The organism is Anaerolentibacter hominis, assembly GCF_032380675.1.
In the GTDB taxonomy this organism is placed as follows: domain Bacteria; phylum Bacillota; class Clostridia; order Lachnospirales; family Lachnospiraceae; genus Anaerolentibacter; species Anaerolentibacter hominis.
The window spans coordinates 363,793-390,151 of sequence record NZ_JAWDIX010000002.1; the positions used below are offsets into that span (position 1 = coordinate 363,793).

General features: G+C 47.6%; 22 protein-coding genes and 1 tRNA gene. 20 read left to right on the forward strand and 3 right to left on the reverse strand.

The genetic code is table 11. From position 1 onward, the window contains the following. Positions 1 to 105: 105 nt before the first annotated feature. From ABCW47_RS10895 to ABCW47_RS10935, 9 genes are all read left to right on the forward strand, one after another. On the forward strand, positions 106 to 621 hold the full coding sequence (locus tag ABCW47_RS10895; protein ID WP_343209947.1) for a CYTH domain-containing protein: 516 nt from the start codon (positions 106 to 108) through the stop codon (positions 619 to 621). Positions 622 to 706: 85 nt separating this feature from the next. Next, entirely contained in the window at positions 707 to 934 is a 228-nt protein-coding gene (locus ABCW47_RS10900) for a FeoA family protein (RefSeq protein ID WP_343209948.1), read from the forward strand. Then, positions 931 to 3,000, forward strand: coding sequence for a ferrous iron transport protein B (gene feoB, locus ABCW47_RS10905; RefSeq protein WP_343209949.1), 2,070 nt, complete (start codon positions 931 to 933; stop codon positions 2,998 to 3,000). Before ABCW47_RS10900 ends, feoB begins: the two co-directional genes overlap by 4 nt. Before the next feature lie 207 nt (positions 3,001 to 3,207). Continuing rightward, complete coding sequence (locus tag ABCW47_RS10910) at positions 3,208 to 4,221, forward strand: LacI family DNA-binding transcriptional regulator (protein WP_343209950.1); 1,014 nt, start codon at positions 3,208 to 3,210, stop codon at positions 4,219 to 4,221. 71 nt (positions 4,222 to 4,292) lie between these two features. Beyond that, positions 4,293 to 5,840, forward strand: a complete 1,548-nt coding sequence (locus ABCW47_RS10915; RefSeq protein ID WP_343209951.1) for a xylulokinase — start codon at positions 4,293 to 4,295, stop codon at positions 5,838 to 5,840. Positions 5,841 to 6,078: 238 nt separating this feature from the next. After that, entirely contained in the window at positions 6,079 to 6,732 is a 654-nt protein-coding gene (gene deoC / locus ABCW47_RS10920; protein ID WP_425516080.1) for a deoxyribose-phosphate aldolase, read from the forward strand. 315 nt (positions 6,733 to 7,047) lie between these two features. Further along, positions 7,048 to 7,551 (forward strand): RNA polymerase sigma factor, encoded by a 504-nt coding sequence (locus tag ABCW47_RS10925; RefSeq protein WP_343209953.1) that lies wholly within the window; start codon positions 7,048 to 7,050, stop codon positions 7,549 to 7,551. Beyond that, positions 7,548 to 8,447, forward strand: coding sequence for an RsiV family protein (locus ABCW47_RS10930; protein WP_343209954.1), 900 nt, complete (start codon positions 7,548 to 7,550; stop codon positions 8,445 to 8,447). Before ABCW47_RS10925 ends, ABCW47_RS10930 begins: the two co-directional genes overlap by 4 nt. A gap of 169 nt (positions 8,448 to 8,616) precedes the next feature. Further along, entirely contained in the window at positions 8,617 to 8,793 is a 177-nt protein-coding gene (locus ABCW47_RS10935) for a chorismate--pyruvate lyase (RefSeq protein ID WP_343209955.1), read from the forward strand. A 160-nt stretch (positions 8,794 to 8,953) separates the two neighbouring features. Here ABCW47_RS10935 and ABCW47_RS10940 read toward each other — a convergent pair whose 3' ends face one another. After that, a complete protein-coding gene (locus ABCW47_RS10940; RefSeq protein WP_343209956.1) occupies positions 8,954 to 11,329 on the reverse strand; it encodes a sensor histidine kinase in 2,376 nt (791 codons plus the stop codon). Positions 11,330 to 11,411: 82 nt separating this feature from the next. Further along, positions 11,412 to 12,104 carry a response regulator transcription factor gene (locus ABCW47_RS10945; protein WP_343209957.1) on the reverse strand — a complete coding sequence of 231 codons (693 nt, stop codon included), beginning with the start codon at positions 12,102 to 12,104 and terminating at the stop codon, positions 11,412 to 11,414. Positions 12,105 to 12,760: 656 nt separating this feature from the next. On the opposite strand from ABCW47_RS10945, the gene ABCW47_RS10950 reads away from it, so the two are divergent. The 10 genes from ABCW47_RS10950 (at position 12,761) to metA (ending at position 23,815) form a co-directional block, all read left to right on the forward strand. Further along, positions 12,761 to 13,654, forward strand: coding sequence for a sulfide/dihydroorotate dehydrogenase-like FAD/NAD-binding protein (locus ABCW47_RS10950; RefSeq protein ID WP_343209958.1), 894 nt, complete (start codon positions 12,761 to 12,763; stop codon positions 13,652 to 13,654). Further along, a complete protein-coding gene (gene gltA / locus ABCW47_RS10955) occupies positions 13,654 to 15,042 on the forward strand; it encodes an NADPH-dependent glutamate synthase (RefSeq protein ID WP_343209959.1) in 1,389 nt (462 codons plus the stop codon). The genes ABCW47_RS10950 and gltA overlap by 1 nt, the downstream gene beginning before the upstream one ends. A gap of 619 nt (positions 15,043 to 15,661) precedes the next feature. Beyond that, on the forward strand, positions 15,662 to 17,206 hold the full coding sequence (locus tag ABCW47_RS10960; RefSeq protein ID WP_343209960.1) for a putative bifunctional diguanylate cyclase/phosphodiesterase: 1,545 nt from the start codon (positions 15,662 to 15,664) through the stop codon (positions 17,204 to 17,206). Positions 17,207 to 17,437: 231 nt separating this feature from the next. Further along, positions 17,438 to 18,064 (forward strand): DUF5688 family protein, encoded by a 627-nt coding sequence (locus ABCW47_RS10965; protein ID WP_343209961.1) that lies wholly within the window; start codon positions 17,438 to 17,440, stop codon positions 18,062 to 18,064. Between the two features lie 87 nt (positions 18,065 to 18,151). Continuing rightward, positions 18,152 to 18,808, forward strand: a complete 657-nt coding sequence (locus ABCW47_RS10970; protein WP_343209962.1) for a hypothetical protein — start codon at positions 18,152 to 18,154, stop codon at positions 18,806 to 18,808. Positions 18,809 to 19,133: 325 nt separating this feature from the next. Continuing rightward, a tRNA-Arg gene (locus tag ABCW47_RS10975) sits at positions 19,134 to 19,206 on the forward strand. Between the two features lie 245 nt (positions 19,207 to 19,451). Then, positions 19,452 to 20,051: a hypothetical protein gene (locus ABCW47_RS10980; protein WP_343209963.1), complete on the forward strand. Its 600-nt coding sequence runs from the start codon at positions 19,452 to 19,454 to the stop codon at positions 20,049 to 20,051. A gap of 12 nt (positions 20,052 to 20,063) precedes the next feature. Beyond that, entirely contained in the window at positions 20,064 to 20,771 is a 708-nt protein-coding gene (locus ABCW47_RS10985; RefSeq protein WP_343209964.1) for a pseudouridine synthase, read from the forward strand. 24 nt (positions 20,772 to 20,795) lie between these two features. Further along, a complete protein-coding gene (ligA, locus tag ABCW47_RS10990) occupies positions 20,796 to 22,742 on the forward strand; it encodes an NAD-dependent DNA ligase LigA (RefSeq protein ID WP_343209965.1) in 1,947 nt (648 codons plus the stop codon). 161 nt (positions 22,743 to 22,903) lie between these two features. Beyond that, positions 22,904 to 23,815 carry a homoserine O-acetyltransferase MetA gene (gene metA / locus ABCW47_RS10995; RefSeq protein ID WP_343209966.1) on the forward strand — a complete coding sequence of 304 codons (912 nt, stop codon included), beginning with the start codon at positions 22,904 to 22,906 and terminating at the stop codon, positions 23,813 to 23,815. A gap of 125 nt (positions 23,816 to 23,940) precedes the next feature. Here the strand turns inward: metA and ABCW47_RS11000 are convergent, their stop codons facing one another. After that, complete coding sequence (locus ABCW47_RS11000) at positions 23,941 to 25,431, reverse strand: putative polysaccharide biosynthesis protein (protein ID WP_343209967.1); 1,491 nt, start codon at positions 25,429 to 25,431, stop codon at positions 23,941 to 23,943. A gap of 352 nt (positions 25,432 to 25,783) precedes the next feature. On the opposite strand from ABCW47_RS11000, the gene ABCW47_RS11005 reads away from it, so the two are divergent. Further along, the gene (locus ABCW47_RS11005; protein ID WP_343209968.1) at positions 25,784 to 26,251 is read left to right on the forward strand and encodes an RrF2 family transcriptional regulator; all 468 of its coding nucleotides are present in this window, start codon (positions 25,784 to 25,786) and stop codon (positions 26,249 to 26,251) included. Positions 26,252 to 26,359: the final 108 nt, after the last annotated feature.

Below are 26,359 nucleotides of genomic sequence, written 5' to 3' on the forward strand. Positions count from 1 at the left end.
ACTACAATAAGACCGTAAGAATTAGTCGTGACTAATTTTGGCCGCGGCAGGAGTTTGCGGTTACCGGCACCGCCTGTCAAAGCCGAGAAAGGTATGAGACAAAGCATGGAGATTGAAAGAAAATTTACGATCCGGCGCCTGCCGGATCAGCTGGAATGTTATGAGAAAAAAGAAATAGAGCAGGGTTATCTCTGCACAGACCCGGTGGTGAGGATACGAAGGAGCAATGATTCCTATATTCTTACCTATAAGGGACACATCGCCCGGAAGGATACAACAGCGAGAGTCTGCAATGAGCTGGAAGCGCCTCTTTCCGAGAGCTCCTATCTGCATCTGAGAGAGAAAACGGACAACCATATGGTTAAGAAATGCCGCTATATCATACCGTTGGAGAACGGACTGAGGGTGGAGCTGGACATATTTGCAGGGCGTCTTGAAGGGCTTGTTTTTGCGGAAGTGGAATTCCCGGATGAACAGGCGGCACAAGACTTTATCATGCCTGAATGGTTTCTGGAGGATGTAAGCGGGGACTGTCGCTACAGCAACAGTTTTCTCTCAGGTGCTGACAGTTATGAAGATTGGAAGAAAGCGGGCAGAGACCAGCAGATTTATGGATGCTAAAGTACAAGGGAAAAAGGCCTTATTAAACGCCGGCTCACACAGCGTGCAGGCTTAGCGCAGCAAGAGGCGAAGAGGGAGATTGACGATGACCATACTGGATGGCAGTGTAGGAAAAGGGTATACCGTGGCGGGCATCCGGCTTAAGCCGGATACGGCGAGAAGGCTTCAGGTACTGGGGCTGACACAGGGAACCCGGGTGGATATTTTGAACCGGAAGAAAAGGGGAGCGGTTATTATTAAAATCCGGGGAACCCGTTTTGCGGTCGGCAGACAGATTGCAGGGGGAATTCTGGTGAAGGAGGAACAGGCATGAGAGGGGAGAAAGAAACCCTGAATGTGGCATTTATCGGAAATCCCAACTGCGGGAAGACGACGTTATTCAATGCTTACACAGGGGCCAAGCTTAAAGTGGCAAACTGGCCGGGTGTAACCGTGGAGAAAAAGGAGGGAGCTTTTTCTTTTCACAACCAGAAGTTTAAACTGGTGGATCTGCCCGGAATTTACAGCCTTACTTCCTATACAATGGAAGAGAAGCTGTCCAGACAGTATATTATGGGAGATGACGTGGATGTCATCGTTGATGTGGCGGATGCATCCGCACTGGAGCGGAATCTGTATCTCGCCCTGCAGCTTATTGAATTGGGAAAACCTGTGGTTCTGGCGCTTAATATGATGGATATTGTGCAGGAGAGGGGGATGGAAATTGACATGCATCGTCTTCCGGAGATGCTGGGAATCCCTTGTATCCCGGTGTCGGCCAGAAAAAGGACGGGCCTGGATGTGCTGATGCATGCGGTGGCTCATCATCAGGACGGTAAGCTGGACGAGGTCATAGAACATCATCATCCCGACAAGGAGAGAAACAGCCGTCACAGGCATCATCACCATGAAGAACTGGCAGTTGTGTACAGCGATGCGATTGAGGATAAGATTGATCAGATTTCGGAACGGCTTCTGAAACACAAGCCGGATCTGCCGCATGTCCGTTTCTATGCGATTAAGATTCTGGAGCAGGATGAGGAAGTGTTAAAGCAGTTTCCGTTTAGTTTCACTGATATTGTGGAACGCAGCTATGAAACGGATATTATCAATCAGAAATATGATTTTATTGAGGAAGTAATTGAAGAATGTCTGGTAAATAAAGAAGCCAAAGCGGAAAAGACGGACCGGATCGACAGACTTCTGACGCACCGGATATGGGGTATACCCGCGTTCTTATGTATCATGGCGCTGGTATTTTTCCTTACCTTTACCATAGGCGATTGGATAAAGGGTTACTTCGAGGTAGCCCTGGATTACATCAGTCAGGGGGCGGAGGCCCTTCTGGTCGGCATACACGCAGGAGGGATTATTACCTCCCTTGTGGTGGACGGTATCATTGCAGGGGTGGGAGGAATTCTTACATTTCTGCCGAATATCTTTATTTTGTTTCTGGCCCTGGCCTTCCTTGAGGACAGCGGCTATATGTCCAGAGTGGCTTATGTCATGGACGGTCTGATGGGAAGCATCGGCCTGTCCGGCCGTGCGTTTATTCCCATGCTGCTGGGATTTGGCTGTACCGTGCCCGCCATTATGGCTTCCAGGGCGCTGGAGGATGTGAAGGACAGGCGTAAGACTATCTTAATCACTCCGTTTATGTCCTGCAGTGCAAGGCTGCCGATTTATGTTTTGTTTTCCCAGATCTTTTTCCCGAAGAATGCTATGATTGTGGCATTTTCTATGTATCTGCTCGGCCTTCTGGTTGCAATCCTGGTGGCTATGGTGATTCATTTTGCGGACCGGAAGAAAGCCCATGCGGTACATACGCTGCTCATTGAGCTGCCGGAATACAAAACGCCGAACCTGCGCACGGTTGCGATTTATGTGGGTGAAAAAGTGAAGGATTACCTGACTAAGGCCGGAACTACCATTTTTATTGCTTCTATTGTAATGTGGTTTCTGCTCAATGTGGGTCCGGGAGGCATGGTGGAGGATATGACGGCCAGCTTCGGCGCCAGTCTTGGCCGTATTCTGGTCCCAATCTTTAAACCGCTGGGCCTTGGCATCTGGCAGATTGTGGTGGCGCTGATCTCAGGACTTGCGGCAAAAGAAATGGTTGTTTCCAGCTGCAGCGTGCTTTTTGGAATTCACAACATTACTTCTGCGGTGGGCATGTCTACCATGCTGGGAATTCTGGGCGCATCCGGTTTCGGCCCTGTTAATGCCTACGCGCTCATGGTATTTTGTCTGCTGTATACGCCATGTATGGCTACGGTCGCAACGATCAAGAAGGAGACCGGAAGCTGGAAGTGGACCGGCATGGCAATGGCATTTCAGCTCTGTGTAGCCTGGGGGGTAACTTTTGTGGTGTACCGGCTGGGGCTCCTGTTTTTCGCGTAACTTCATAAACAGACAGTGAAGCGTCCGTGGGTGGATTTCCATCCGGGACGCTTTTTTTCTTGGGGCTTATAGATGTTTTCCGCAAGGCAAAGCTCCGGTATCTATCGGGTATCATGCAGTTGTGTTTGATTTGGATTGACGTCGGTTCCTTTTCATCATATAATATTAAATAATGTGGGAACGTTCCCATATAGGAGAGGTGATGAGATGACTATCAAGGATATAGCAGCACGTGCAGGGGTATCCAAGTCTACGGTATCCAGAGTCATTAACAACGCCGGCTATGTCAATGCACAGACGAGACAGAAGGTGGAGGCCGTGATACGGGAGCTTAATTTTCTGCCCAGTGCATCTGCCCGGAGTCTGTCCAGGCAGGAAACCAGCGCAGTGGGCGTGTTGATTCCGGAGATTGACAACAGCTTTTTTGGCGAGGCGCTTCGGGGTATTCTGGAAATTATAGATGAAAATGATCTGACGCTGATCTGCTGCGATACCGACAACAATGCCGCCAGAGAAGAGAAAGCGCTGCGCATGCTCAAGGGCCAGAGGGTACGGGGAATTATTTTAACCCCTGCCGTGGACTACCCGGACCCGGAGGAGGCAGGGAAAGTGCAGCGCCTTATCGAGGATCTGAATGTGCCGGTGGTGCAGATGGACCGGGAATTTGCAGGTGCGGGCTGGGACGGTGTCTTCTATGAAAATAAGGCAAGCGCCTATGCCGCCACGGAAATTCTGATTGAAGAAGGATGCAGGAAAATCGGTATAATAACAGGTGATTTAAAACTGAAGATTGCGAGGGAACGATTCCTGGGATATAAGGCGGCCCTGGCCGATCACGGTATACCCATGGAGGAGGATTTCATTTATCAGGGCGACTTTACGATTGAAACCGCCTATCGGCTGACCAGAGATATGCTGTCAGCAGACCGTTTGCCGGAGGGAATGCTGACCTGCAATAACCGTACCTCTCTGGGCTTTATCAAGGGCCTGAGAGAAAGAAATATGCGTCCGGGCAGGGAGATTGCCGCGATCGGAATAGATCATATACCGGTTCTGGATGTAATAGGATATGACTACAGTTATGTGACCAGGGACACGGTGGAGATGGGGCGGGAGGCCATGCGCCTGCTTCTGGGAAGGATTGAAGAGCCAGACCGGCCGGCCCGCACGGTGATGATGCCGTATAAGCTGGCTCTAAAGGGCTCCGAACGGAAACGTTAGTATTGTGGCAGTGGTATAAAAGGGGAGATACGGTATCTTCTGTGAAATCATCTCTACGGAAGGAGGAAGCGATGAAACAGTATTATCTGATTGCCCATGATCTGGGAACGACAGGGGACAAGGCAACCCTGTTCCGCCTGGAGGGGGAAGAAAAAAGCGGACGCTTTATAACCGGGGAGGGTGTGCTGGTCAGAAGTGTCATTCGCCCTTATGAAACCCAGTATTTTAATGGAAATTGGGCTGAGCAGAAGCCGGAAGACTGGTGGAGAGCATTTTGCACGGCAAACCGGGAACTGCTTGAGGGGATCGATCCAGATCTTGTGGCGGGACTGGCATTCAGCGGGCAGATGATGGGCTGTGTGCTGGTGGACCGGCAGGGGATGCCCCTGCGCGATGCCATCATCTGGGCAGACCAGAGAGCGGTAAAGCAGGAGCAGCAGCTGCGGGATAAAATACCGGAGGAAGAGTTTTACCATATCACAGGCCACCGGATCAGTGCCTCTTATAGTCTGGAAAAACTGATGTGGGTCAGGGAAAATGAACCGGAGACCTTTGCAGGTACATATAAAATGCTGCTGCCGAAAGATTTTATGATCCACAGGCTGACCGGTCAGTTTGTGACAGATTATTCCGATGCATCCGGAACCAACGCCTTTGATTTAAACCGGCTGGTCTGGTCGGAGCGGATACTAAAGGCAGCTGAGATACCGGCCGGAGTGCTTCCGGAGGTGAAGCCATCTGCCTTTGCGGCAGGTAAGCTGAATGCAGGGATGGCAAAGGAATGTTCCCTGCCGGAAGGGCTTACCATTATACTGGGAGGCGGGGACGGCGTATGTGCCTCGGTAGGAGCCGGTTCTGTGAGGGAAAATGTAGCTTACAACTACCTGGGATCATCTTCCTGGATTTCTTATACCTCCAGGAAGCCCGTATACGATCCTGAACTCAGAACCTTTAACTGGGCCCATATGATTCCAGGATACTATGCACCCTGCGGAACCATGCAGGCCGCAGGCAATTCCTACAGCTTTATGAAGAAAGTCCTGGGGGATGGGCTTGACGTGCCGCCGGGAATGAGTGTCTATGATAAGATGAACGAGCTGGCTGAATGCTCTTTGCCGGGAGCAGGCGGGCTTATCTTTCTTCCTTATCTTCTGGGAGAGAGAAGTCCAAGGTGGAATCCGGATGCAAGGGGAGCCTTTATCGGACTTAAGATGGAACATACCAAAGGCGACATGCTCCGGGCGGCCCTGGAAGGTATTATCATGAATCTGGATATTATTCTTAAGATATTTAAGGATCACGCGGATATACCCGCCATCCATATTATAGGCGGTCTGGCAAAGGGAGAAGCAGTCCGCCGGATACTTGCGGATATTTATGGCATGCCGGTCGTCAGACTTCATTACCTGGAAGAAGCGACCTCCATGGGCGCTGCTGCTGCCGCCGGAGTTGGAAGCGGACTTTTTGCCGGGTATGAGGAGATCGAAAAACTGATCTGCAGGGAAGAGACAATCCTGCCGAACCCGGAGCGGAGCCTTGCCTATGAGCCGGTGAAAAAGGTATTTGACCATTCGTACCAGGCTCTGATGGATATATACAGGGAACTGGCGCAGATTTGATCATGGAAGTAGATAAGACTCCCCCTCTATAGGTGGTGAGTAAATAACAAATTCGTCTTGGTGGGAGCCCAGTCTCCTTCCAAGATAAAGCCTCCGGCGGAATGCAGAGCCGCACAGATGTATTATGTCATGCAAAGCATGACGTGCGGCTCGCAGCAAGTACGCCGAGGTGTACTTGAAAGAAAAGGAGACGAAACCATTGGAAAAGAGAAAACTTACCGTCAGTGAGCTGGCGGGCATGATTGACCAGACACTTTTAAAACAGTATGTCAGCAACGAAGATCTGAAAAAGCATTGTGAGGAAGCGGCAGCCTATCACTTTAAAACCGTAGCCATCAATAACGCGCCGGTGCCGTTCTGCAAAAAGATTCTGGAGGGAACCGGCGTCCTGTGTGATGCCGCCGTAAGCTTTCCGCTGGGGCAGAGTACGATTGAGACAAAGGTGTTTGAGACAATTGATGTCATTGAAAAGGGAGCAGGGGAAGTAGATTACGTTGTTAATCTGGTGGAGATTAAAAATGGGAACTGGGCTTATGTAGAAGAGGAAATGACCAGGATTGTAGCGGAATGCCGAAAAAGAGGGGTGACCTCAAAGGTTATTTTTGAAAACTGTTTTTTGACAGAGGAAGAGAAGCGCAGGCTGTGTGAAGTGGCACGGAGGGTGAAACCAGACTTTATTAAAACTTCTACCGGTTATGGCACCGGCGGAGCTACGGCGGAGGATGTAAGGCTGATGAGAGAATGTGTGGGGACCGAGGTGAAAATCAAGGCCGCAGGCGGAATCCGCACAATAGAGGACGCGCTGGCCCTGATCGAAGCCGGAGCTGACCGGATCGGAACCAGCCGGGGCGTGGAACTGGTCGAACAGTATAAAAAGCTGGTGGGCGAGTAAGAACGAAATAGAAATATCCGTCAGGCCGCAGGCAGACCATAACAGGTCTGTCTGCGGCCTGTTTTTTGATACACAGGAAAGTTCTCCAAACTTTCCTGTGTATCAAAAAACCTTTCGGGGGATCGCACTACGGCGGAAAGGAATCGTGCTGCCAGAACAACCCGCCGCAAGTGGGATTCTTTGTTCTGCCGTTAACTGCAGGTACAGGATAAAAGGATAAATTTTTATTCACCGCTGCAACTTTTCCGGAATTGGGCAGTCTATATAGTGATATTACTAATGCGCAAAAGTAAAAGGAGAAACTTATAAACCTCGATGATACAGGAAGATAACTACGACAAAATTGTCCAGTATATAATAAGCAGTCAGGCAAAATTTTACCGGTTGGCCTATAGTTATGTGCGGAATCAGGACGACGCTCTGGACATTGTACAGAATTCTGTGTGTAAAGCCCTGGAACATTACCATACCCTGCGGAATGTGGATTATGTGAAAACCTGGTTTTACCGGATTCTTGTAAATGAAAGCTTAAATTTTATGAAACGGCGGCGAAGGGAACTGGCGTCAGAGACAATAGAAGAAGCTGCCGGCACGGCAGTTCATTCGGAATCTGTCTTTGATTATGATGCAGAGGACCTCCTGGAAAAGCTTGAGCTCCTGCCGGGAGATGTCCAGAATATTATCCGCCTGTACTATTTTGAAGAATTTAAGCTGAAAGAAATCGCTGAGGTTACCGGCAAAAATATCAGCACGGTAAAGGCAAAGCTGTATCGGGGGCTAAAGAAGCTAAAGATAGAACTTGAGGGAGATTTGCAATGACGCGCATAGAAGAAGCAAAACAGAATTATGATCAGATTGAGATTCCGGCAGAATTAAATAAAATAGTTTTAGCAGCGATACATGACTGTGAAGAAAGACGGAAGAACAGACAAATAAAGCGGTCATCCGGGTATGTGCGGATGCTGATTCATGCAGCCGTGTTCCTTCTGTTCCTGTTGACAGCCGGCCTTAATATAAGCAGTACGTTCGCGCAGGCCATGCAGGAAATTCCGGTTGTCGGCAAGATAGCGAAGATTCTCACCTTCCGATCTTATCAATGGAGTGATGGAGATAAGACGGAATCCGTCAAAATTCCACAGATCGTATTAGATGAGGAAGAGCCAGAAGAGGGAAAGACGGAATTTATTCTGGATGTGAATAATGAAATAGAAAAAGCATGCGAGGAGGTCCGCATACAGGCGGAGCAGATAGTTGCAGACTATAAGGCTGCATTTCTGGAAACCGGCGGGACGGAAGAAGAATTTACCCAGAAAGAAATACAGATTACAGTCGATTATACGATACTCTGTGAAAATGAGAGGTATCTCTCCTTTGCCGTAATGGCGGGAGAAAATGGAATCGGCTACAACCAAACCTTCTATTATAATATTGATTTAAAGAAGGGGCGGTATGTCACTCTGGCAGATCTGCTGGGATCAAATTATATTGAGCTTGCGAACCGCCAGATAAGGGAGCAGATGGAACAGAGGATGACGGAGGACGAGTATCTGGTCTATTTTGACGGGAGTAATGGGTTTGAGGGATTTACCACCGTTGATGATGTGACTGCATTTTATATCAATGATTCCGGCAATCCTGTTGTAGTTTTCCCGCCTTATCAGATTGCGCCAGGCGGATTTGGAGCGCAGGAGTTTGAGATACGGAATAAGGAGTGAAAGCTGCGGCAAAGCCGCAGGTGAAAGTATTCCTTCGGAGCAGTGAAAGGCGGACCTTCGGTCCGGTGAAAATGCCCGGCGGGCAGTGAAGAACGGATAAGGTGAAATAGGTGTGTGTTTTATGTTATAATGATAGCTGGTCTTATTAAATGTTTTGGAGGGATCTGCTATGTTTGAATCGTGCGAGTACCGGGTGGACAGGATTGACGGTGATTATGCTTTTTTGTGCCGTACTGATGGGGCGGAGGGTGACTTGAAAATGGTTGCGAGAGCTCTGCTGCCTGCGGAGGTTGAAGAGGGGTCCTGTCTTTTGTATGAGATGATGGAGTACAGAATTATCGAATAAATCACCTGGTTTCTTGTTAATCGAAAGGTTTTTGATTACATTGGAAGTCTCCAAACTCTTCTATGTAATTAAAAGAGGGGGCCGTTCAGCCTGTTGCTGAACGGCCCCCTCTCCTGCAAAAACCGATTCTTATCCGGAGGAATTATAAACAATCGTGGCGTTATTGGGATGGCTCATCGGTATTGCTGGCAGTTGACGGCTCCTCCTGCTCCGGTACCGGAGTGACGGGGGACGCATCGACGGGAAGAGTTTCTGCGGGGTCTGGTTTTTCGGGTTCTTCCAGTTTGTTGAATGTAATAAGTGCTTTGAATAAATCTCCGTCCAGGACAATGTCAAAACTGCCGTCCTGGAGTTTGGTAAGACTTTGAGCGATGGACAGCCCCAGCCCGCTTCCCTCTGTATTCCGGGAAAGATCTCCCCGGACAAACCTTGCCATCAGCTCTTCGGAATCTATATTTAGCTGTGTGGCTGAGATATTTTTCACTGATATAGTTATTTTGTCTTCTGTTTCTATGGCGTCTACATAGACGCGGGTTCCTTCCAGCGCATATTTGCTCACATTGGAGAATGCATTTTCGATGATGCGGAAGGTACTTCGCCCATCGGCCAGTATATAGACCGGCTTTTCCGGAAGCGTGAGTACGGCGGTCAGGTTCCTCTCGCTGAATTTCCCCTCGAATTCGCCGCAGGACTGGCGTACCAGTTCAATCAGATTGATTTTTTCCAAATGGAGGCTGATAGCTCCGGACGAGGCCTTGGAGGCTTCAACCAGATCTTCAATCAATGTCTTCAGCCGCCAGGATTTATTTTCCAGTATTTTCAGATAACCTCTGGCCGTATCGTTGTGAAGGTCTTCTTTCCCAAGCAGATCCACATAATTGATAATAGAGGTTAACGGCGTCTTAATATCGTGAGACACATTGGTGATCAGCTCGGTCTTGAGCCGCTCGCTTTTTAACTGTTCATCCACGGCCTCGGAAAATCCCTCGCTGATATTATTAATATATTCACCCAGCTTGCGGATCGGGGCTGAGCGTATGGTATCCGGTATCTTGTGAGTCAGATCTCCATCCTGAATCAGCTTGGTTTCTGTCATAACCACATTGATATCGGCAGAAAGACGGAGTAAAAGCAGGGCGGCCACAAAGAAGGCAATCAGGAAGAGAATACCGCCGATTACCACACCCTGTCTTCCGATGAGGCAGAATATTCCGATTACAACGCTGATTCCCAGGAATAGTATCAGGAAAGCGGCGGTCTGATAGGTCACGTTTTTATTTTGAAAGAAACGGATACACCAGTGTTTTAATTTCCTGGCTATTTTGTATAGCAGGAAGTTGGAGAAAAATGTGCGGGCCTTAACCCGGCGGAATAAACTGAACAGACAGGCCGTTCCCGGAATATAGAAACACAAAAATGGAATAAAGGACTCCAGAACGCCTTTCCACAGCATGCTGTCAGGGAACAGCCCTATGGAAGAAACATAGGAGCAGAAATAAGTACCCAAATATACGGTGAAACCCACAAACACCAGACTGAAGAGTACGGCAACTTCCGTACTGATCCGGTCAAAATGGTTCAATACAATTGTTCCCTGTTCATTCCGGCGTCCGCAGCTCATAACAGCCAGAATTAGAAAAAGGACAACTCCGATAAAGGACAGCGGAAGCATTGTCTTGGTGAACTGGAATGTTTCAACTGTCGACTGAAAGCTGGCATACAGAGGGGAAAAATCATCGGTCGTATAGGGAAAATCAGGCAGTACAGTCGCATAAATCATGTAGGCGTCCGGCTTTTTTTCCAGCACAGAATTTACATTGTTGCCAGCGATATCCTGTACATCTGTATTCTGAAATGTAGACTCTGTACCAGCCGGGATTTGTGCGTCAGCACCGGCCTGGGTGATTCCCTGCTGTACCTGATCCGAGGCCAGCTTGCCGGTTATACAGCTGACAATCCAGTCCAGTGTGGGAGAATCAATATAACCGTATTTTGTGGCGGTCGTGCTGTAAAGTTCTTCCGCGGTGTTCAACACAAAATAGGCGCTGTTCTGCTGTATCAGCCTGGCCATATATTCTTCCAGCGTTGTATCCTGTTCAATGCTGTTTGTTTTGAGCGCGGTCTGATACATTTCCTCCAGTGTGGGAGAAGCATAGACCGTGCCGGTCCCTGTGTTTTTTACATAGTAAAGAAAATTTGTTTTTTCTATATTTAATTTATTATTGTAAAACTCAAAGCTGCTTTGTTCACTGCTTTCTTCCATCAGATGGAACGTGTTGCCGGATACTGCATTTCCAAGAACATTGGAAACATTGTAGCGCGGCTCATAACCCTGCTCCCGATACTGTACATAGGCGGCCACCCGCTCAATATACTTGCAGAATCGTTCCTCAAATTCATAAGTTCCGGTAAATTCCGTGTTCGTCCCGTTGATCTGGTGAAAATGAACCATATGGGAGACTGAGTAAAACAGCAGGAAGGAAAATGCCAGAAGAAAAAGGTGGACAACCAGCTTGTAGGCGATTGTTTTTTTCATGTGCCATCGAGCCTTTCTAAGTATTCTATCAATTAATATTTAAAGCCCGCCTGTACATTCGTAACAGGCAGAACCGGACTGCTCAGTATTTTTCCACCTTATATCCTATTCCCCAGGCTACCTTCAGATACTTGGGTTCCTTTGGATTGATTTCTATTTTTTCACGGATATGACGGATGTGAACCGCTACAATATTATCAGCTCCGAACGAGGGCTCCTGCCAGATCTGTTCATATATCTCGGCGATCGAAAATACATGTCCTTTATTCTTTACCAGCAGTTTCAGAAGATTGTATTCAATGGGAGTCAGCTTTACCGGCTCATCATCCACAAAGACTTCCTTGGTATCATCATTGACAACCAGACCGCCCGAACTGTAAATATTCTGACTGTTAGGCAGGCTGCCGAGCACCGTATAGCGCCGGAGGCTGGATTTCGTTCTGGCAATCAGCTCCAGCGGGTTAAAAGGCTTAGTGATATAGTCGTCGGCCCCGATGTTGAGCCCCAGTACCTTGTCGCTGTCTTCTGATTTCGCTGTGAGAAATATAATCGGAAGGGTCTGATTGGTCTCTCTCAGTTTGATTGTAGCGCGGATACCGTCCATTTCCGGCATCATGATATCCATAAGAGCCAGATGAATATCATTGCTGCTGATAATTTCCAAGGCCTCCCTGCCGGTGTAGGCTTTAAAAATCTGATAGCCCTCCTGGCTTAAATAAATTTCAATGGCGTCAACAATATCTTTATCGTCGTCACAGACTAAAATATTATACATAATTACAGTAACCTCCCCAATCGGATATAATTATAGTGAAAGCCGAAAAGACTCCGGCATGACAGACGTATTGCCTTACAGACTGGCGTCAATGCTATACTACTATTAAACCATAGATTTCTCTAGAATTTATTGAAATATTTATTAATGTTTTATGAACTTGTGCAGTTTTCATGGTGTCAGGGGCCGGAGCCGGGGCATTTTCAAACTCGGATGCCCGCTTTCAGGGATGAAAGAGAATGGAAACCCTGAAAAAGAGGGGCTTGGGAAAACTTTTCTGTAGACTTTTCGGGGAAATCGTACTATAATTTCGATGTATGGCGTAATATCCATAAAAATGCAGAACAGATCAGAAAATGTGGAATATTTGTCGATCCGGAGGATACAGATATTCTATTTCTTTTGGGTTCTATTCTGCTTTTTTACAGTATAAGATATAGAGCCGCAGGTTGTCTGCTTTTTCGCAGACGGAGTAATGGTCCTGGGCTGCGCCTGGAAATGGAACTTTCTTTCTGAAATCAATATGGATGGATGCCCGGCTTGGTGACTTACGTACATAGCGGACAGTGCCGGACCCGTCTGTTGTTTTATTCCGTTTTTTATGTCATGTACAGGCGGATGGGAAGAAGAGATATAGTGAATGGAGGCAGAAGATAATGTATAAAATCCTGAAAAAAGAATATCTGGCCAACAATATCTACCTGATGGATATTGAAGCTCCGCGTGTGGCCAAGTCCTGTGAGCCGGGACAGTTTGTCATAGTGAAGATCGACGAGAAGGGGGAGCGGATTCCGCTGACCGTTTGTGATTATGACAGAGCTGCCGGGTCTGTGACAATTGTGTTCCAGATCGTAGGGGCTTCCACACAGAAGATGGCAGAATATGAAGCAGGAGAATATTTCCGGGATTTCGTGGGCCCGCTGGGCCGCAGATCGGAACTGCTGGATACGGATGCGGAAGAACTGAAAAAGAAAAACATCCTGTTTGTCGGCGGCGGCGTGGGAACAGCGCCGGTTTATCCTCAGGTTAAATGGATGAAGGAGCAGGGCTTTGAGGTGGACTGCATTATCGGTGCCAGAAATAAAGATCTGATCATCCTGGAGGATGAGATGAGAAAAGTAGCGGCTAATGTATATGTGGCTACCGATGACGGTTCCTATGGATTTAAGGGAAATGTAAATGACCAGATCAAAGAACTGGTGAATAATCAGGGAAAACAATATGATCAGGTTATCGCCATCGGACCCGTTATTATGATGAAGTTTGTGTGCCTGCTGACGAAAGAACTGGGGATTCCCACAGTTGTCAGCATGAATCCGATTATGGTTGACGGAACCGGCATGTGCGGCGCCTGTCGTCTGACCGTGGGCGATGAAATCAAATTTGCCTGCGTGGACGGACCGGAATTCGACGGACATCTGATTAATTTCGATGAGGTTATGAAGAGACAGCAGATGTACAAGACGGAAGAGGGCAGGGCGATGCTGAAGCTAAAGGAAGGCGCTACCCATCATCATCCGGGTGGCTGCGGATGTGGAGGTGACAAATAATGGCAGACGTATTAAAGAGAATCCCGGTAAGAGAGCAGGATGCTAAAGTCCGCGCCGCAAACTTTGAAGAAGTTTGTCTGGGTTATAATAAAGAAGAAGCAATGGAGGAGGCAGTAAGATGCCTGAACTGTAAAAATGCCAAGTGCATTCAGGGGTGTCCGGTAGCGATCAATATCCCGGCTTTTATTTCCCATGTGAAAGAGGGCGATATGGAAGGCGCTTATCAGGAGATTTCCAAGTATTCTGCACTTCCGGCAGTATGCGGGCGTGTATGTCCTCAGGAATCCCAATGTGAATGTAAATGTATCCGCGGAATCAAGGGCGATCCGGTATCCATCGGCAAGCTGGAGCGTTTTGTTGCCGACTGGGCGAGAGAAAACCATATTAAACCTGCGGGAGCGACAGAGAAAAACGGTAAGAAGGTAGCGGTGATCGGTTCCGGCCCTGCAGGTCTGACCTGTGCAGGAGATCTGGCAAAGCTGGGCTATGATGTTACTATTTTTGAAGCACTGCATGAACCTGGCGGAGTACTTTCCTATGGTATTCCGGAGTTCCGTCTTCCCAAACAGCGTGTTGTGGCGGAAGAAATTGAAAATGTAAAATCCCTGGGTGTAAAAATAGAAACAAATGTGGTAGTTGGCAAAGCGGTCACGATCGACGAACTGATTACGGAAGAGGGCTTTTCTGCTGTCTTTATCGGTTCCGGTGCAGGACTTCCGAAGTTTATGCACATTCCGGGCGAGAATGCAAACGGTGTTTTCTCCGCCAATGAGTATCTGACCAGAAGCAACCTGATGAAGGCATTTGACGACAGCTATGATACGCCGATCGTTGCCGGAAAGAAAGTAGCGGTTGTGGGCGGCGGCAATGTGGCTATGGATGCTGCAAGAACCGCACTCCGTCTGGGTGCAGAGGTGCATGTCGTTTACAGAAGAAGCGAAGCGGAACTGCCGGCCAGAGTGGAAGAAGTGCATCACGCCAAACAGGAAGGAATTATATTCCATCTGCTGACCAATCCAAAGGAGGTCCTGGTGGACGACAACGGATGGGTGAAGGGTATGACCTGTGTGGAGATGGAACTGGGAGAGCCGGACGAGTCAGGCAGAAGAAGACCGATTGAGAAAAAAGGTTCTGAATTCACCCTTGACCTGGATACGGTCATTATGGCGCTGGGAACCAGCCCGAATCCGCTGATCTCCGCTACTACAGAAGGCTTGGAGACCAACAGATGGAAATGTATCGTTGCCAATGAAGAAAACGGAGCTACTACCAAGGAAGGCGTGTATGCCGGAGGGGATGCCGTGACGGGAGCAGCTACTGTAATTCTGGCTATGGGAGCAGGGAAATCCGCAGCAGCCGGAATCCATGAATATCTCAGCAGTAAATAAGGAATAAGGAAAAACAGAGGCCTGCAGTGTGTATTGCATATGCAGGCCCTTTCTATGCAAAACCGTGCAGTACATTAGTGTGGAAACGCACGTTTAAATCCATCTGCAACACTTCCATAAAAAAGAATACTATGGTATAATATTCGAAAGCCAAACCATGCAAGAAAAGGAAAGAACAGAATCCTATGCTTGCATAAAGGATTCTGTTCTTTCCTTTTCTTATAGGGCGCAGCCCGAAACCGAGCGAACGGAAGGGAAGCGAGGTTTGCATGGTTTGTAAAGGCCGCAGAAAGGGCGCAGCCCGAAACCGAGCGAACGGAAGGGAAGCGAGGTTTGCATGGCTAGCAAAGGCTGCAGAAAGGGCGCAGCCCGAAACCGAGCGAACCGGAGGGAAGCGAGGTTTGCATGGTTTGTAAAGGCGCAGAAAGGGCGCAGCCCGAAACCGAGCGAACGGAAGGGAAGCGAGGTTTGCATGGTTTGTAAAGAGCGATGAAGGGCGCAGCCATGGCCGTAACAGTATCATGGTTATTCTCATAAAAATATGACGATAATCTTGTTACGTTAGTCGAAAACGGATAAACGAATATAAGTACTTAGAAATAGAGAGGAGGCAGATTAGATGGGTGAACTGGTGTGGGCGTCTGCCATTGAAAATCTGAACCCCGGAATGCTGGGGATCAGCCAGCCTGTCGTATATGTTGCTGCCGGACTCTTGGCCGTACTTGTGATATTGTGCATAATTGTCATGAGCCGGTACCTGGGAACGAAAAGAAACCTGCTTTCCTATGTGGAGCAGGTGGAACTGCTTCAGGATAATCTGGAAGAAGAACAGGCAGACCGGGCGGAGCGGGAGGAGCAGTACAACCAACTGCTTGAGAAGCTGGAGCTGGAGAAAAAATCGGCAAATACGGACCCGCTGACAGAACTTCAGAATCAACGTGCGTTCAATGAGCTGCTGGATAATGTAATGGCTACAATCCGAAAAGAAGAAAGAGTGGCAATACTGCATCTGGATCTGGACGGATTTAAAAAAGTGAATGATGAGCTGGGGCATGCGTATGGCGATGAGCTGATCATTGACGTGACCCATCGCTTGATGCAGGCTGTGGATGAAGACGATTTCCTTGCCCGGACCGAGGGTGATGATTTTATGATTCTGACCCAGAATATAGCGGATACAGGAGCTTACGAAGAAAAACTGAAAAAGATTCAGACGGTGATGAATTATCCGTTTCTTCTGGCCGGCAGGGAAATGAACGTAACAGTCAGCATGGGAATCTGTTTTGCCCCGAAAGACGGAAGGGTGACCAGAACGCTGCTGCGTAATGCAGATCTGGCGCTGCAGGAGGCGAAGAGAGCCGGAAAGAATACGTATTTTTATTATTCCGAAGAACTGGAGGAGCGTTCTACCAGCTACATGGAGCAGCAGGCAAAACTGCGCAGTGCTCTTGCAGAAGAACAGCTGGAACTGTGGTATGAACCCAGAGTAAATATTGCTTCCGGTAAGCTGACCGGATTTGAAGCATCCATACGATGGAATCATCCGGAGGATGGACTCGTGGATTTTACCGGCTATGCCAAGCTTGCAAATCTGACCGGACTTTCTATACCAATCGGGTATTGGGTGCTGGAACAGGTCTGTGCTCAGATGGAAAAATGGAGTAAAGGCGGTAAAAAAGGATTCAGTGTTTCCATAAATTTGTTCCAGAGACAACTCAGAGATACAGAATTTGCAGCGAAAGTAAAAGAAAATCTGGAGAAGTACCATATTGACAGGGGAAATCTGATATTCGAGATAAAAGAACACAATCTGGTGCAGGCAGCAGAAGAAAATATTAAGGTAATAAATGATCTTTCACAACTGGGCATAAAAATAGCCTGGGATTGTTTTGGAGAAGAATATGTGGCGATAGAGTACCTGAAAAGTCTTCCGATTCATATCGTTGATATCTCTGGTAATCTGCTGTTTCATGCACTGGAGCAGGAGGAAAGCAGGAAAATGCTTCAGGGACTGATGCTGGTTGCCGAAGCGCTTGACCTATCTGTTGTGGCGGTTGACATTGAAGAACCTGCGGAGGAAGAACTGTTAAAGGAGCTGGGCTGCGGGACGGCACAGGGTCTGCTCTATGGGGAACCTCTGCCGGCAGAAAAAATTGTATTTTAATAGAATATATCCTTGCAGTAGAGGTGCAGATTTGATAAAATGAATCTGCACCTTTTTTACAATAAGATGGGTTACATAGCGTACTGGTATTCCTTTATAGAACCAGCCGGCGTTCATTCTGTCTTGTTGTTTTCTGGCAAAGCAGGCTGTCTTGAGACAGCCGTCTATTATCAAATCGTCATCATATCGAAATCTGTCCACAATCAACAAATAAAATCGAAGGGAGTTTAGATGTTATACGAAGGATTCGATGAAAGTCGGGTAATATACCGTTTGTTAAAGAATTCACCAGAGGAAAATAATTGGGCCGTTCTGCCTTTTTATGATATGCAGATTGCCTTTTTCTATCTGATTGCAGCAGAGGAGGAGGGTATGACTTCTGTTCGTATTGCGCAGAGCTGGGTGAAAGAGTGGGGAGCAGATTATGAAAGCCTTTATTCCGCCGCGATGCGGAATACACCCAGACTGTTTCCAAGTGAGCTTAGACCGATTGAAGAAGTAATAAGTGATCTTCTTCAGGGAGAACTGCCAGGATCGGCAGATGTCATTATGGAAATGGTGAAAAAGGAAAATAAATATCCGATCTATGTGCTGAGCAATCTTGCGCAGGTTTACGGAGCTACCGCGATGATCTATGAAGGACTTTTGCAGCAGATTGGGGAGACACTGGACTGTGACTATTATCTGCTTCCGGCCAGTGTGCATGAGGTTTTAATAGTACCATATAATAAGGATTTTTCTAAAAAATATATGCTCGCCATGGTTCATGAGATGAACCTGACCCAACTGCCGGAGGAGGACGTACTTTCCGACGCCGTCTATTATTATTCAAGAGAGGAACACCGGCTGTTTCTATGATTCTGTTGCAGCAGTGCAGATGATTATATGTTCCGAGTGCGGGAAGATTCTGCACAGACCTGGAGTTTATATGAAGGAGGTATCATTATGACTGATCAGGAAATATTACTGGTATTATATAATAACAGTGAAAGTATGAAATCTGATCTTCAGAACATGAAAACGGACATACATGATGTGAAAACAGACGTAAAAAGTATGAGAGCGGATGTAGAAGGCCTGAAAGCAGACGTAAAAGACCTGAGAGTGGACGTAAAAGACCTGAGAGCGGACGTAGAGGGCCTGAAGGCGGATGTAAGGAGCCTGAAAACAGACGTAAAAGACCTGAGAGCAGACGTAGAAGGCCTGAAAGCAGACGTAAAAGACCTGAGAGCAGACGTAGAAGGCCTGAAAGCGGATGTAGAGAGCCTGAAAGCAGACGTAGAGAGCCTGAAAGCAGACGTAGAGGGCCTGAAGGCGGACGTAGAATACCTGAAAGAAGAAGTGGAGAATCTGAAAGCTCAAGTGGAAGCTTTGCAGGTGAGAATGGATAAACTGGAACTGCGGGTAACATCCATTGAAGTAACGCTGGAGAATGATATAAATAGCGGTATTAAGCTGGTAGCGGAGGGACATGTTGATCTGAACAGACGGCTGGATGAGGCATTAAAGATAGAAAATGAGAGAGAAATGCTGCTCCTGCGTATAAATAATCTGGAGTATGAGGTTAGAAAGATCAAGGAACAGCTGCAGTCAATCGCATAATTATTGCAGAGAATCGATGCTGTGTGTAAGGAATCTGTCCGAAAGGACAGATTCCTTATCCATATAATGTTTTGCGGAGAAAAAACTATGGACAATAAATAGCGCTTGTGTTATCATATTATAACGTAATCGGTAAAACATGTTACCTTTACAGTGATACAAAAATGTCCCTTGTCAGGGGAAGGTTTCAAGTTCTCTTTTGTCTTATGAAGGGCAGAAATGCGTTTGATTTTGAACCGTCTTTTCAGGCAGAGGTGAAACAAATCCATATTGCAGGGGAAATCCTGGTAAATGCGGCATGTTCTGGATTTACGAAATGGTTAATGCGTCTGTAGCTCAGGGGATAGAGCACTGGTTTCCGGAACCAGGTGTCGGGGGTTCGAATCCCTTCAGGCGTACTGATACTAAGTGACAGAAGCGGATGAAATAATCCGCTTCTTGCTTTATCATAATCTCATAATTATACACTAAAGTCCCACTGAGATTATGTTGCAGAGGATAACAGGCGAGCGTATCGGCGTTTGTTGTGCTGTAGCGCAGGCTGGCCTGTGGTGTACAGGGGTATAAGTTTGAAACAAAGTAGTTTCAAACTATTAATTGGCGCAGTATCGCAGGTAAGCCTGCGATATGCAGGGGTATAAAAATGAAACTGAAATACAAAGCGATGATTTTGCGGGCCTCGTTGTTTATCGTATTGTTTGGTTCGCTTATATTTACAATGCTCCCCAAAAAGCAGCAGCCGGATAACGCGGATATACTGAATGCTCAGAAGGAGCTGGAAAAGTCAAAGGACGAACAGTTCATCAAGCTCTTTACGGATTATTATGGAGCCTGTATTTCCACGAATATGGAGCGTCTGAAACCTCTTGTGAGCGATATCCGTATGATAGACGAAGATGCACTCAAGAAGAAGTATTATTATATTGAAGAAGTCAGGAATCTGGAGTGCTATGTGGTGGATGGCCTGACGGAAGATACGTATGTGGTTTATGTCTACGGTGAGTTAAAGATCCGGGAGATCGAAACGCCGGCACCCAGTATGAGCGTTTTTCTGGTAAACCGGGCATTCGATGACAATCTGATTATTTATTTAAATCCAGTGGATGCCGATGTACAGAATTATATAGATAAGCTCAATGACAGTGAGGCAGTAAAGAACATGATCAGCCGGGTCAATGAAAATATGAGCGGGGCAGTGGACAAAGATGACAAGCTCAAAGAATTTATATCCCGCATCAGTTAGGGAGAACCGGATATGGAGAAAGAACGATTAAATAAATACCTGAGCGCGGCGGGAGTCTGCTCAAGAAGAGAGGCCGACCGCATGATTGCGGAGGGAAAAGTTACGGTAGATGGAAAACCGGCGGTTTTGGGCACGATGGTACATCCGGGACAGAACGTAGTGTTCTGCGGAAAGCCTGTCGTCAGAGAGGAACCACCGGTTCTTCTTGCCTTTAACAAGCCCCGCGGCATTGTATGCACCACGGACAGCAGGCGGGAAAAGCAGAATGTGATCGACTATATTCAATACCCGGTGAGGATTTATCCGGTTGGACGTCTGGATAAAGATTCAGAAGGGCTCCTGCTCCTTACGAATCAGGGAGAATGGATGGATCAGATACTCCGGGGACGAAACGGTCATGAAAAAGAATATATGGTCACCGTGGACAAGGAAATAACAGGTGAATTTATAAAAAAGATGTCCGGAGGCGTTCCGATTCTTGATACGGTGACCAGGTCCTGTACGGTGGAAAAGTGCGGCAGAAACCGGTTTCGAATCGTACTCACCCAGGGACTGAACCGCCAGATACGGCGGATGTGCGAATATCTGGGATACCGTGTTGTCGCTTTGAAACGGGTACGAATTATGAATGTAAAACTGGGCAGTCTAAAGACAGGAGAATACCGGGAAGTGACCGGAGCAGAAATCCGGGAAATGAAACGGCTGCTGAAAAAGCAGTGATGTGGTCGGAAAGGATGCAGAAAAATGGACGCAAAGTTTCAGCGCATGAAAGAATTGATAGAGCTTTTAAATAGAGCCGCCCGTTCTTATTATCAGGAAGCCGGCGAGATCATGAGTAATTTTGAGTATGACCGCCTGTATGATGAACTGACGGATCTGGAGAGGGAGACAGGAAGAATTCTCTCGGACAGTCCTACGATTCGGGTTGGGTATGAGGTGCTCAGTGAGCTGCCGAAGGAACGCCACGAAAGTCCGATGCTTTCTCTGGACAAGACAAAGGATGTAACAGCCTTAAGCGAATGGCTCGGGGAGAGGGAAGGCCTGCTCTCCTGGAAACTGGACGGACTGACAATTGTTTTAACCTACCGGGGCGGAACGCTCTTCAAAGCGGTTACCAGAGGCAACGGCGAGGTGGGCGAGGTAATAACGAACAACGCCAGGGTGTTTAAAAATATTCCTATACAGATTCCCTGTCAGCAGGATGTGGTGCTGCGGGGAGAGGCGGTAATCAAGTACAGCGATTTTCAGAAAATTAATGAAACGATTCCGGAGACGGAGGCGAAGTATAAGAATCCCCGGAATTTGTGCAGCGGTTCTGTACGTCAGCTGAACAATGAGATTACTGCAAAGAGAAATGTCTATTTCTTTGCCTTTGGTCTGGTGCAGGGAAAGGAGTTCGAGCGGCGGGAAGAACAGTTTCTCTGGATGCGGGAGCAGGGGTTTGATGTAGTGGAATACCGAAAGGTAACAGGAGAGACAATCGCTTCCGCAGTTCAGGATTTTGAAGGGAGAATCGAAAAAAATGATTTTCCTTCGGACGGACTGGTTCTGATTTTTGATGATATTGCCTATGGACAGTCGTTGGGGCGCACAGCAAAATTTCCCCGGGATTCCATAGCGTTTAAATGGCAGGACGAGATTCGGGAAACTGTACTGCAAGAAGTAGAGTGGAGTGCCTCCCGGACCGGGCTGATCAATCCGATCGCTGTGTTTGAGCCTGTGGAACTGGAGGGGACGACGGTAAGCCGGGCAAGCCTTCACAATATCAGCATCATGGAGGATCTGGAACTGGGGGTCGGGGATAAAATTACAGTGTATAAGGCAAATATGATTATTCCCCAGGTTGCGGATAATCTGACCCGAAGCGGGGTGAAGGATATACCGGACCACTGCCCTGTCTGCGGAGGAGCTGCAAAGATCTGCCAGGAAAATGATGTGAAATCCCTGTACTGCATGAACGAGGAGTGCCTGGCAAAAAAGATTAAGTCTTTTTCTTTGTTTGTCAGCCGGGATGCCATGAATGTGGAGGGGCTGTCGGAGGCAACGATGGAGAAATTCATCAACCGGGGATTTATCCGGGAGTTTTCCGACATATTTCGTCTGGACCGTTATAAAGACCAGATTATAGAGATGGAAGGGTTTGGAGAAAAATCCTATCAGAATCTGATTGAATCTGCCGGGAAGGCCAGAACAACCACACCGGCCAGACTGCTGTACAGTCTGGGAATCCCCAATATCGGGCTGTCAAATGCCAAACTGATCAGCCGGGAGTTTGAGGAGGATTTTCAGGCCATGCGCCATGCGGACCGGGAGCGGCTGGTAGGGATTGACGGAGTGGGAGACGTGATTGCTTCTGCGTACTGCGATTTTTTTGATAAAGAACAGAATAATAAAATGGTGGATGATTTATTACAAGAGATTATATTGGAAAAACCGGAGGGATCTGCCGGTGAACAGATCTTTGCGGATATGAATTTTGTCGTGACGGGTTCTCTTCATCACTATGAAAATAGAAATGCACTGAAACAGGTAATTGAAGAATTGGGAGGCAAGGTGACCGGAAGCGTGACCTCAAAGACGAATTATCTGATTAACAACGATAATCGTTCTTCGTCCTCTAAAAATAAAAAGGCGGGAGAACTGGGTATCCCGGTTATAACAGAAGAAGAATTTATGGCTATGTTAGCATAAGGACTGCACTGCTGATTCCTGTCCTTGAATTGAGGTCCATTAAATGGTAAAATGAAAAACAGCAGTCTAGAAATTGCTAGATTGAAGCAGCCGGTCTTCTGCATTTGCTATGGAAGAAGAAGGTCGGTTAATACAGGAAAGACAGGAAGTGAACGCTTGATATGCCGATTAAAGTTGCCAGTGATCTGCCTGCAAAACAGGTCATATTAGACGAGAATATCTTTACGATGGATGAGATCCGTGCGAAAACACAGGACATCCGTCCATTGGAGATTGCCATTTTAAATCTGATGCCTCTGAAAGAAGACACGGAAATTCAGCTGATGCGCAGTTTATCCAATACACCGCTTCAGGTTCAGCTGACATTTATGACGACAGCCACTTATACAGGCAAAAATACGGCGCTGAGTCATTTAAACCAGTTTTACTGTACCTTTGACGATGTGAAGGAGCGGAAGTTTGACGGACTGATTATAACCGGAGCGCCGGTAGAGCAGATGGAATTTGAGGAAGTGGCCTACTGGGAGGAGCTTAAGACGATTATGGAATGGTCACTGACGAATGTGACTTCTACGTTTCATATTTGCTGGGGTGCTCAGGCGGGTCTTTACTATCACTATGGGATCAATAAAGTCCCTCTGGAGAAGAAACTGTTTGGTGTGTTTCCCCACTATGTAATGCACCGGAAGACTCCGTTTATCCGGGGATTTGATGATATTTTCTATGCACCTCATTCCAGACATACCACAGTGCCAAAGGAGGCCATTGAAGCCTGTCCGGAACTGACGATTCTGGCGGAGTCGGAGGAGGCCGGCGTATTTGCCGTGATTGCGGGGGAGGGAAGACAGGTCTTCATCTTCGGCCACCCGGAATATGACCGGATGACCCTGGATGGGGAATATAAGAGGGATAAGGCCAAGAACCTGCCTATCGAAATCCCGAAAAACTATTATCCAAACGACGATCCGAATGAAAGGCCGATGCTGAGATGGAGGGCCCATGCCAACGCCCTGTATTCCAATTGGCTCAATTATTACGTGTATCAGATCACCCCTTACGATTTGTCGAAATAGACTGGAATGGCCGGTATTGGGAATTGATACAGTATGAACCGGACAGATAATGATACAAAAAGAAGCAGAATATTTTTTCTGCTTCTTTTTTCATATATATAGCAATTTTTAAATTCCATTCGCCCCTACCTTCCGGTCAGCGTCTTTAAATGCACCGCCCTGGTCAGCAGCAGCGAGATACCATATATCAATGTAAGAGAACAGATAGCGCCGCCCAGGAGGACAATCTGATTTACACTGGTATTTTCCAGCAGATAGGGCAGCGTTTTCTTTGTGAAATAACCGCCGATGCACAGGATCGCGATAGGCTTGAGGAAAAAGTCCGCAGCGGAAAAAGAAAATCTGGCATGGCGGACAATGGTCACACAGTCCAGGATGGTCATGACCAGCTGGCTGACAAGCATGCCGATGAAATAACCCATGATGCCTTTTGAAGGAATCAGCAGGATGACAAACAGAATGCGGATGGCAAGCCCGATTACTGTATGGAAAAAGGATATGTGGGCTTTTCCCAGACCATTTAAAATACTGCTCAGGGTGGTTGTCACATAGAGCAGGGGGCAGAGCCAGGCAAGGATCATGATAAAGCTGCCTGTTGTGGTGTCGTGAAAGACAAGCGAACCGATATTCTGGCCGAACAGCAGAAAAACAGCAGTGCTTAAAAAACCGATCAGCAGGCTGAAATGAATACTCAGCTTGCTGCTGCGCTCAATGGAGCTCTGATTTTTTCTGGCGCTGGCCTCGGATATGGTAGGCATGAGCAAAAGGGCTACAGAGCCGATTATGGTGGAGGGGAACTGGATAAACGGCATTGCCATACCGGTCAGAGTTCCATAGGTTCCAAGCGCCTGGGAATTATCCAGTCCCGCCTTTAAAAGCATGGCGGGGATCAGGACTGCCTCAACACTGTGGAGGATGCTTACCAGGAGCCGGTTGGCGGTTAAAGGTACAGAGAGGCCGAGAAGCCGCTTTACAGATCCTGCATTCTCTGCTGATTTCCTCTCGATCTTTTTCAGATTGCGTCCCAGGAAGAAGGCGGTAGAATGGTAGAGACAGGAGACGATTTCACCTACCACAATACCCAGCACGGCCATCTCGCAGGAGAGGGAGCTCATGGAAAACACAAAGAGGACTCTGGCGACCTGCTCCACCAGCTGACCGGTGGAAGGAACCAGGGATTTTTTTATGCCAAAGTAATAGCCGTTGATGCAGGAGGTCACCGCACAGAACGGAAAGCACAGGGCCAGAATACGCAGGGAGGGCGCCGCGGTTACGGTGCCCATGTAGGAGGCTGCAATAACCGAGCTGAACTGGGTGAGCAGCAGTGTCAGCCCCAGCGCAATCAGCATGGAACAGCCAAAGGCAGAAATCAGATATTTTCTTCTTCTCGCCGGATTGTCATCCTCCGCAATTAATTTGGAAAGAGCAGTCTGGATACCGGCAGCATATAATGTATAGCAGATGCCGTACACTGGAAAGACGAGCTGGTAAAGACCCATTTTTTCCGCACCCAGTCTGCCTGCAAGAAAGATTCTGTAGATAAAACCGATTCCCCGGACCAGCAGCCCGGTTACGGTCAGAAGTATGGTACCGCCCAGAAAAGTGGATTTTTTCATGAAGGACTCCTTTATGTAGATAGATTCAATCTGAAATCAGGAAACAAGCAGTCCGGCGCTATGAGAAGATATCAAAACAGCGCATATGATGATCAGGGGGTCAAAAGCACCATCGGTGCCGTGCGCTATGTCAAATTTGATATAGTGAACAAGTTCACATATCAAAATATGATACAGAGGCAGTGCAATGCACTGTTTTGCTCCCCTGACCAAAAGAAACTGCTTCTATTGTTTAAGTATATTGACACGCAGAGTACGGTATGCTAAAATAAAAATCGAAAACATAGTAAAATAGTAGGAATTAAAACGGTAGGAATTAAAATGCCTGAAATTCCTGGAAGGAGGCTGATTTATGAAACTGTCAACCAAGGGACGCTACGGGTTGAGGGCAGTTTTGGATATTGCGATGAACGGCGGAGAAGAAGCCGTGGCCCTGAGCAGTATTGCGGAGAGACAGAATATTTCAATCAGCTATCTGGAACAGCTGATCGCGAAGCTGAAAAAGGCGGGAATCGTGCAGAGCTTTCGGGGAGCCCAGGGGGGATATATCCTGGCTAAGCCCGCACAGACAACCTCTGTGGGAGAGATACTGAGAGCGCTGGAAGGAGATTTGTATCCGGTTGACTGCTCCGAGGTGACGGGCGGGAAATCAACCTGCAGCAGCTCTGATGTATGTGTTACAAAGTTTGTGTGGAAGCGTATCACGGATAGTATAAATGACGCGGTAGATGCACTGATGCTTTCTGAACTGGTGGAAGAGGGAAAAGCAATCCAGGTAGAAAAGCAGGAGGAAAAAGAACAAAAACCATGCGGTGCGTAAGTAACGCAGGCAGCCTGTGCTAGGCTGGCGGAGGGAGAGACAAGATCCGGCGTGGATTTCGTTAGAAAGGCTGAGGGTAACCGCAGCGACAAATAAGATAGGAGATGG